The 7,172-nt window shown below is 50.5% G+C and carries 11 protein-coding genes; 6 read left to right on the forward strand and 5 right to left on the reverse strand.

Going from position 1 to position 7,172, the window contains the following annotated elements; all coding sequences use genetic code 11:
* Positions 1–69 precede the first annotated feature (69 nt).
* From cobM to ACPLJI_RS08700, 5 genes are all read right to left on the reverse strand, one after another.
* Positions 70–801 (reverse strand): precorrin-4 C(11)-methyltransferase, encoded by a 732-nt coding sequence (gene cobM / locus ACPLJI_RS08680; protein ID WP_424731029.1) that lies wholly within the window; start codon positions 799–801, stop codon positions 70–72.
* Between the two features lie 75 nt (positions 802–876).
* Entirely contained in the window at positions 877–1,785 is a 909-nt protein-coding gene (locus ACPLJI_RS08685) for a DUF166 family protein (RefSeq protein WP_424730996.1), read from the reverse strand.
* A gap of 10 nt (positions 1,786–1,795) precedes the next feature.
* Positions 1,796–2,038, reverse strand: a complete 243-nt coding sequence (locus ACPLJI_RS08690) for a TIGR00304 family membrane protein (protein ID WP_013295798.1) — start codon at positions 2,036–2,038, stop codon at positions 1,796–1,798.
* A gap of 145 nt (positions 2,039–2,183) precedes the next feature.
* Positions 2,184–2,405, reverse strand: a complete 222-nt coding sequence (locus ACPLJI_RS08695) for a hypothetical protein (RefSeq protein ID WP_424730997.1) — start codon at positions 2,403–2,405, stop codon at positions 2,184–2,186.
* A gap of 104 nt (positions 2,406–2,509) precedes the next feature.
* Positions 2,510–2,941, reverse strand: coding sequence for a methyl-coenzyme M reductase family protein (locus tag ACPLJI_RS08700; RefSeq protein ID WP_424741245.1), 432 nt, complete (start codon positions 2,939–2,941; stop codon positions 2,510–2,512).
* 60 nt (positions 2,942–3,001) lie between these two features.
* On the opposite strand from ACPLJI_RS08700, the gene ACPLJI_RS08705 reads away from it, so the two are divergent.
* The 6 genes from ACPLJI_RS08705 to ACPLJI_RS08730 all read left to right on the forward strand — a co-directional run bounded on the left by ACPLJI_RS08705 (position 3,002) and on the right by ACPLJI_RS08730 (position 7,072).
* A complete protein-coding gene (locus ACPLJI_RS08705) occupies positions 3,002–3,445 on the forward strand; it encodes a hypothetical protein (RefSeq protein ID WP_424730999.1) in 444 nt (147 codons plus the stop codon).
* Positions 3,446–3,495: 50 nt separating this feature from the next.
* Entirely contained in the window at positions 3,496–4,017 is a 522-nt protein-coding gene (locus ACPLJI_RS08710) for a hypothetical protein (RefSeq protein ID WP_424731000.1), read from the forward strand.
* A 120-nt stretch (positions 4,018–4,137) separates the two neighbouring features.
* On the forward strand, positions 4,138–4,515 hold the full coding sequence (locus tag ACPLJI_RS08715; RefSeq protein WP_013295793.1) for a roadblock/LC7 domain-containing protein: 378 nt from the start codon (positions 4,138–4,140) through the stop codon (positions 4,513–4,515).
* Positions 4,516–4,517: 2 nt separating this feature from the next.
* On the forward strand, positions 4,518–5,693 hold the full coding sequence (locus ACPLJI_RS08720) for an ATPase domain-containing protein (RefSeq protein ID WP_424731001.1): 1,176 nt from the start codon (positions 4,518–4,520) through the stop codon (positions 5,691–5,693).
* Entirely contained in the window at positions 5,694–6,389 is a 696-nt protein-coding gene (locus tag ACPLJI_RS08725; RefSeq protein WP_424731002.1) for an RAD55 family ATPase, read from the forward strand. It abuts the gene before it with no gap.
* Positions 6,390–6,397: 8 nt separating this feature from the next.
* Positions 6,398–7,072 (forward strand): RAD55 family ATPase, encoded by a 675-nt coding sequence (locus ACPLJI_RS08730; protein WP_424731003.1) that lies wholly within the window; start codon positions 6,398–6,400, stop codon positions 7,070–7,072.
* Positions 7,073–7,172: the final 100 nt, after the last annotated feature.

Raw genomic sequence — 7,172 nt, forward strand, 5'->3', positions numbered from 1 at the left:
GTGTTCAGGGTCTGTATTCGTGGCTGAAACCGGCTTCAGGGAGAATATTTTTGAGGAGAATGGGTGTGTTCAGGGTCTGTATTCGTGGCTGAAACCGGCGTCATAGAGCTTCGAGGCTCTGAAGTCCCCGGGCTCGAGAACCCTTCCCACAATTATCATGGCAGTCTTCTTTATACCAGCCTCACGTACCTTCATGGATATATCTGCCAGGGTGCCCATCACAATCTCCTCATCAGGCCAGGAGGCCCTCTTAACCACGGCAACGGGGGTGTCAGGCGGGTAGTGCTTCATCAGCCTCTCTGCAACGTCCCCTATCATGTGGACACCCAGAAATATGCACATGGTTGAACCGTGTCTTGCAAGCTCCTCGATACTCTCTGAAGGCGGCACGGGTGTTCTCCCGGCTGGACGTGTTATTATAACAGTCTGAGAAATCTCAGGGAGTGTAAGCTCGGCCCCCAGGGCGGCTGCAGCTGCAAATACGGAACTAACCCCTGGTATAACACTGTAAGGGATTCCTTTCTCATCAAGCACCCTCATCTGCTCCTTTATGGCCCCATAAATCGAGGGGTCACCTGTGTGGACCCTCGCCACGGTTTTACCTGCCCTGCAGGCATCCACCATGATTTCCTTTATCTCCTCCAGGTCCATGTGGGCGCTGTTGTGGACCTCTGCACCCGGCGCGTATTCCAGGATCTTTCTGTTTACAAGTGAACCGGCGTATATCACAACGTCCGCCCTTTCAAGGACCCTTATGGCCTTCAGTGTTATGAGTTCAGGGTCCCCTGGACCTGCACCTATGAATACAACCTCACCTGTAGCTTTCTTTTTAACTTCAGGGGTTTCCTTGCCTTTCAGATTATCATCTCCTCTCCATCATTCAGGGTTTTTTGTGAGGGGGTGTGGATGATCCTGTGGATTTGGGTTTATCATTTCCATGGCCCCATGGGGACATTCCCTCACGCACCTTTCACAGGCACCGCAGGAGAAGGGGTCCACCTCTGCAGTCACACTCCTTCTTATGGTATTCATGGATAACCTGACAAGTGGGCAGACATCCATACAGAGGAAGCCGCACTCCTCTCCCAGGCATTCCTGAGGATTCACGCGGGCATGCACTCCCGGCACACCGGCAGCCCTCTTGAAGGCCTCCCTAGTGAGATAACCTGCAAGGTGCAGGTGGGTATCCCCCAGTACCGGGTCAGGGTCCATGGATGCCAGGCAGGGGTAATTGTGGAATCCTTCACCTGCAGCCACATCCACCTCAGGGAGGGGAACTCCCATTATCCTCTCTGCAACATAGAAGGTGGAACCGCAGGGGGCGCTCCTTTTAACCCTGACCGCAAGGACACTCTCCTTCACATCCATATCCACCTCTGGCTTTCCGAATCCTGAGGCAAATGTGTCAATGAAGGGGTTTCCTGTAGCCTCAAGTGAACAGAAGGGTGATGGGAAGACTGCTGATTCAACCATCCCTGAAATTTCGGTTTTAAGGCCTTCGGGAAGCTGAGTCGGCGCGTGGGATTCTACTATGAGGGCCTTTGATCCTGATTCAACAGCTATTTCAGCCGCCACAAGGTTAAGGTCACCGAAAAGTCCCACAGCCACTGTGAGATCTGCCTCAGGGATTTCCGGGGGAAGAAGTGCCGACGGATCATCCAGAAATTCACCAGAATAGTCATCATAATCAAATACAGCCACAATGTCCGGTGCCAGTCCATGGGTAGCCACGGTGTTCACCACCCTGGCGCCGTATTCTCCGCCGGCTACCATTATGATCCTCATGGGGGCACACCTATCTGTAGAAGAGTATGTATGCCACCACCATGAGTATCAGGGCAAGTACAACCCCTGTGATGGCCATGTTCCTGTCGCTGCCAAAGATTATGGGCACAGGCCCTATCATTACAACCCCTGCGGCCTTAACCTCCCCCTTATCCCTTGTCTGGGAGGCGCTGAGGGCCCCTCCAATAAATGTTAGGAGTATGCCTGTGATTATAAGGATTACTCCGGCGGTTATGAGAATCTCTCCCCTCATGATATCCTCCACTGAATTGTTGTACTCCTATCTGGTGTATCTGGTGTCAGTAAAGCTATGTACTCCTCATTTTATTTAAGTGGTGTGTTGGGTGTCACTGGCTGTGAAACCAGGGTATCTCTGAGTGAAATAAAAGTTGATGATTTTACTCAGGTTCCACGTATTCAATGGACACACATTCCCAGGGCTGGACCTCGGTGTTTATTGTTGCGTAGAGTTCCCTCTCAGCGTGCCTGAAGAGGTCCTCACAGCTGAAACTGAGGTCTGGCGATACCTTAACCGGGTAGATCCTCCCCCTGTTGCTCTTTACGATTATCTCTCCCTCTCTGCTTATACCTATCACAAGCTGTTTTATTTCATTTGCCATAATAATCCTCCAGCTCTATACTGATCTGAAAGACCACCTACATAAATGTGGATGACATGCCTCTGATGTATGATGGGCCCTAATTGCCGCTGGCATAAAAAATTTCATATCAGACGGTACTCGACCCTATGGCCCATCTTTCTTCTCTCAATGAGTTCCAGGTCAACCATCTCATCAAGGAGGACGTCATCGGCCACAATCTCATCTCCGGGGGTCCATGAGGGTTCTTCTGCCAGCCTATCATAGACCTCAAGAAGGGACTGTATCCTCTCAAGGACATCATGGTCAACCTCCAGGTCCTCTATCTCCCCCTTTATCCTGCGGGCGGTCTCTCTGAGGGTGTCTTCATCTGCGCTGGGAATGATGCACAGGACTCTGACCTCATTTCTCAGGAAGTACTGGCCCCTGTGAACGCTGAATGTGTCCCTCTGGATTATGAGCCCACCGGCATCCTCAACAAATTCCTCAAGTTCATGGAAGTTATGGGGACCCCCGGTGAAGACCACTAGGGAATACATGTTAGGGTTTATGTTCATCAAACTATATCTATACACCAGATAGTAATATTTATATATAAAAATTTATTAATTATTATCATGGATTCATCTGGAGTTCTGGTAGCTGACGCCGTAACATCGACCTTTCTCATGGTTTTACTTTTATCCACCATGGTTGCCATTGCAGGTTCAAGGATGGAGGGTGTTCACCATGAGGAGAAGCTTCTTGAACTTCGCATCCTAATGGATGAAGTGGCATGTGCCGTTGACCTTGCAGTTGCAGGTGGGCCGGGCCGTGAGGTTGTTGTTGAGCTCCCACCCCGTCTCAACCACACATCAGCTTACAGTCTGAGGATAAACTCAACAGGGGTCTATGGGTGGGCGGATGGTTACAGGGGATTCTCGGATATATACCCTGTTATCATCGTGAACTCAGGGGGTAACCCTGCATCAGTTAACCTTGAGGCAGGCAGGAAGTACTCAATAAGGAATACCAGCAGGAATAACAGGACCCTTATCATGGTCTCGGAGGTGGGGCTCTGAGTTCAGATGATCATATCTGCTGGGAGCCGGTAGGTTCATCTCTGAGGGATTTGAGGGCATGTGGTCATATCTATGGCTGTATTGGAGGACAGTTACCCCTGGAGTACCTGATACTTACAGGGGCAGGGCTCCTCATTGCCACACTCATCTCGGGTCTGGCTGGAATGCAGCTTGAACTTCTGGCGGCCCATTCGGCTGCAAAAACAGGGGCCCTGGAAGGGGTTTCCACAGACACCCTTGCAGTCTACCCTGGTGTTACCTTTGAGGAGTACCAGAACCAGAAACCTTCCCTGCTATGGCCGTCAGATGTCAGGGTTCTGAGGGTTGAGATGATTGAAGAGGGCTACAACAGCACATACGGGCGGAGAAAGTTCCGTCTGAGGGCATGGCTCTCTGGACCACCCATGGAGCCTTCCCTGAGGGAGTCCCTCTCTGACAGGGTGAACTTCTGCATGAGAAGATCCATCTCACGGACCTTCAGGACAGAGAACCTGACCGGCACTTACCATAATCCTGCCCTTTCAGATCACTACGTCTTCACAACATCCGAGGCGGTATGGGTTCCTCCTTAGATATTATTCCACCGCAGCCAGATGTAAACTGATATAAAGGGTTAACAACATAATTAGACTGTAATACTCATCGCCGGGGACACTTCATTATACCGGTTAACGAGTCACTGGGGTGTATTGATGGCCAAAACAAAGAAGGAAAAACTGGATGATGTTCTCTCTGCTTTTATGCAGGTCGGTCAGATAAGGGCTGCGGGTATTGTTTCAAAGGAAGGGCTGCTTATAAATGCACGGACACCTCCAGATGTTGATGCCAGGATATTCTCAGCCCTATGTTCAACCATAATGGGTGCTGCAGAGGCGGCATCAGGGCAGATGAACACTGGAGGCGTTTCTGAGATAACCGTGAGAACCGAGAAGGGCATAATCATTCTCAAACCTGCAGGTGAGAAGGCCATATTCACGGCCCTGGCAGAACCGGAGGCACAGCTTGGGCTCCTGCTCTTTGAAATGGATTCAAGGGCGGCACAGGTTGATGAAATTCTAAGGGAGATGTGAACATGAAGATGACTTACATCCCGAAACTCGACGACCTCCTGGGCGGTGGAGTGAGGGAGGGAGCTTCTGTGATGTTCTCGGCATCCCCTGGAGTGGACTATGAGGCATTCGGTTACCAGATGCTCAACGGGCGCCTTGATGAGGGTGAGAAGGGGTTCATATTCACCAATGTTGAGGAACCAGAGAGCATAATATATGAATTCAGGTCCTATGGCTGGGACATTGAGCCCCACATTGAGAGGGGGGATATGTTCTTTGTTGATGGAAGTTCACCATTCCTTGGAATGCCATCAGAGGAGCGTTACACTGTCAGTGATTACTCAGAGATAAAGGAAACAGTTCTGAGTGCAATAGAGGATATTCCTGGTGGAGTGGGGGTAATAAACTGCCTATCTGTAATAATAGATTACCTGGGGAACGGTGACACCCTTGAAATTGTTGAGGCATGGAACAGAAGGGCCTCTGAACTGGATGTCAACATTGTTTACCTCTTCACCGAATGGGACTATGAAAGGGAGCTGATGGATAAACTGAGGTCACTGATGGACTGTGTCATTGACCTGCGGACGATCGAGGAGAGGGTCATAATAGGACAGGGATTCATGGTTGCCCATTCTGACTGGTCCACCCCCACTGAAACCATGGTCCTCTTCTTTGTTGTACAGCCCGGTGGAGTAAAGGTCTATGTGCCCAAGATACTGGTGACAGGCCCCTACAATTCAGGAAAATCCACATTCGTAAAGTCCATATCCACAAAAGCGGTTTCTGTTGACAGAAAGGCCCTCTCGGCATTCCCGACAACCATTGCAATGGATATAGGGCACCTTGAGTATAAGGGGTTTATGGCGGATATCTTCGGGACACCTGGACAGGAGAGGTTCGACCTCATACTGGATGTGCTATCAAGGGAGGCTGTCGGAGCATTCATACTGGTGGACTCAACCGCACCTGAAACCTTCGCAAGGGCCAAGGAGATGATAAGAAAGACGAGGGCAGAGGCGATACCCAAGGTTGTGGTTGCCAATAAACAGGACCTTCCAGGCGCACTATCACCTGAGGATATAAGGGCAAGGATGAAGCTTGGGGGAGATGTCCCCATAATACCTGTTTCACTCAAGGAGGAATGGGGAGTGAAGGAAGCACTTGAAACCCTCCTTGGACTTCTCTATGGTGGTTAAATGATTGTTAAAATTTCCTCAGGAATACGTGGCCTTGATGAACTCATCGGTGGGGGGGCGATTCCTGAAAATACTGTTACACTTGTCTATGGACCTCCGAAGGTTGGAAAATCCATATTCAGTTATGGTTTCACGGCGGGGGGTGCTGAGAGTGGTGAACCCTGTCTCTACATATCCACAGACTATGGGCTGGCGGACCTCAAGAGGAACATGCAGGTTCTTGGTATGGATGCCGGGAGCTACATGGAGAGGGAACTTCTATATGTGATAGACGCGATATCAAGCATCTCAGGACCTGCATCTGATGCTGGAAACACCTACCTCTCATCATCTGTGCATAACCCCACCGATATAATGGTGAAGCTGGGGGTTGCCATAAGGAATATAACTGCAGGCTACAGCATGTTCAGGTCTGTTCTGGACTCCCTCACAACGCTGATGGCATTCAACGATGAGATGCTGATAGTCCGTGTCCTCACAGCATACATAATGAGGATCAAGGACGCCGGCGGAACTGCCATTGTAACCTACACAGAGGGATCGGCGGACCCAAAGGTCGAGACCATGCTCAAGGCAATTGTGGATAACATAATACACCTCGACGGATCCGAACTTACAGTTGAGGCCATGATAGGGACAGGGAGGGTCAGCGCCCCCTACACCATAGACGATGAGGGCCTTAAGGTCAACCCGTGAGGGATATCATGAGTGAGAACTACACCACAGGTATAGCTGGACTTGATGATATCCTTGGTGAACTGGAGCCTGGTTCAGTCATGCTGGTTACAGGTCCCCCCAAGGCAGGTAAATCCGTACTTGCAACGGAGTTCATCTACAGGGGACTACAGGCTGGAACCCCATGCCTTTTCATAGCGGCGGAATACGGTTACAGGGACCTTCAGAGGAACACGATGGCCTTTAACTGGTTCATCCAGACATTCAGTGATAAGCTGCATGTAATTGATCTTCCAAGCGGACTTGGAGGTGGTAAGCCCCAGGATTCTGGGAACATAAGGTATTCGGCCCTTCAGAACACCACTGACCTGATGGTTAAGGTTGGTATAGCCACAAGGAGCCTCTACCAGGAGTCAGGCATATTCCTTTCAGCCTTTGACTCTGCATCAATCCTCCTGGCATTCAACCCCCCACGGCTTGTGCTTAGGGTGCTCAAGGCCTACAATAACCGTGTGAGGGAGGCCAATGGAATAGCACTTGTGGCATATACAGAGGGTGTTGCGGATCCAGAAATAGAGAAGGGGATTCCTGAACTCTTCGATGTGCACATCCGCATGGATGGCTCCATTATATCCGCCAGCACACCCACAGGGACCAGGGAGGCGCCCTACAGGATAGTTGAGCAGGGTCTTCTGGTGGGATGATCCGGGATCTGAGGTTCCCCCTTTTTTGTCCGGTTCACATTCGATGGAGGGTATGGCAGTATCTTGATGATCCGGGATCTGAGGTTCCCCCTTTTTTGTC

Origin of the sequence: Methanothermobacter sp. (assembly GCF_049720995.1) — an archaeon.
Taxonomy (GTDB): Archaea; Methanobacteriota; Methanobacteria; order Methanobacteriales; family Methanothermobacteraceae; genus Methanothermobacter.

Excerpts from the sequence above, each read along its gene's own strand:
- ACPLJI_RS08685 (WP_424730996.1), bottom strand. The coding sequence starts at position 1,785 with ATGAGGATCATAATGGTAGCCGGCGGAGAATACGGCGCCAGGGTGGTG.
- ACPLJI_RS08690 (WP_013295798.1), bottom strand. The coding sequence starts at position 2,038 with ATGAGGGGAGAGATTCTCATAACCGCCGGAGTAATCCTTATAATCACA.
- ACPLJI_RS08695 (WP_424730997.1), bottom strand. The coding sequence starts at position 2,405 with ATGGCAAATGAAATAAAACAGCTTGTGATAGGTATAAGCAGAGAGGGA.
- ACPLJI_RS08700 (WP_424741245.1), bottom strand. The coding sequence starts at position 2,941 with ATGAACATAAACCCTAACATGTATTCCCTAGTGGTCTTCACCGGGGGT.
- ACPLJI_RS08705 (WP_424730999.1), top strand. The coding sequence starts at position 3,002 with ATGGATTCATCTGGAGTTCTGGTAGCTGACGCCGTAACATCGACCTTT.
- ACPLJI_RS08715 (WP_013295793.1), top strand. The coding sequence starts at position 4,138 with ATGGCCAAAACAAAGAAGGAAAAACTGGATGATGTTCTCTCTGCTTTT.
- ACPLJI_RS08720 (WP_424731001.1), top strand. The coding sequence starts at position 4,518 with ATGAAGATGACTTACATCCCGAAACTCGACGACCTCCTGGGCGGTGGA.
- ACPLJI_RS08725 (WP_424731002.1), top strand. The coding sequence starts at position 5,694 with ATGATTGTTAAAATTTCCTCAGGAATACGTGGCCTTGATGAACTCATC.
- ACPLJI_RS08730 (WP_424731003.1), top strand. The coding sequence starts at position 6,398 with ATGAGTGAGAACTACACCACAGGTATAGCTGGACTTGATGATATCCTT.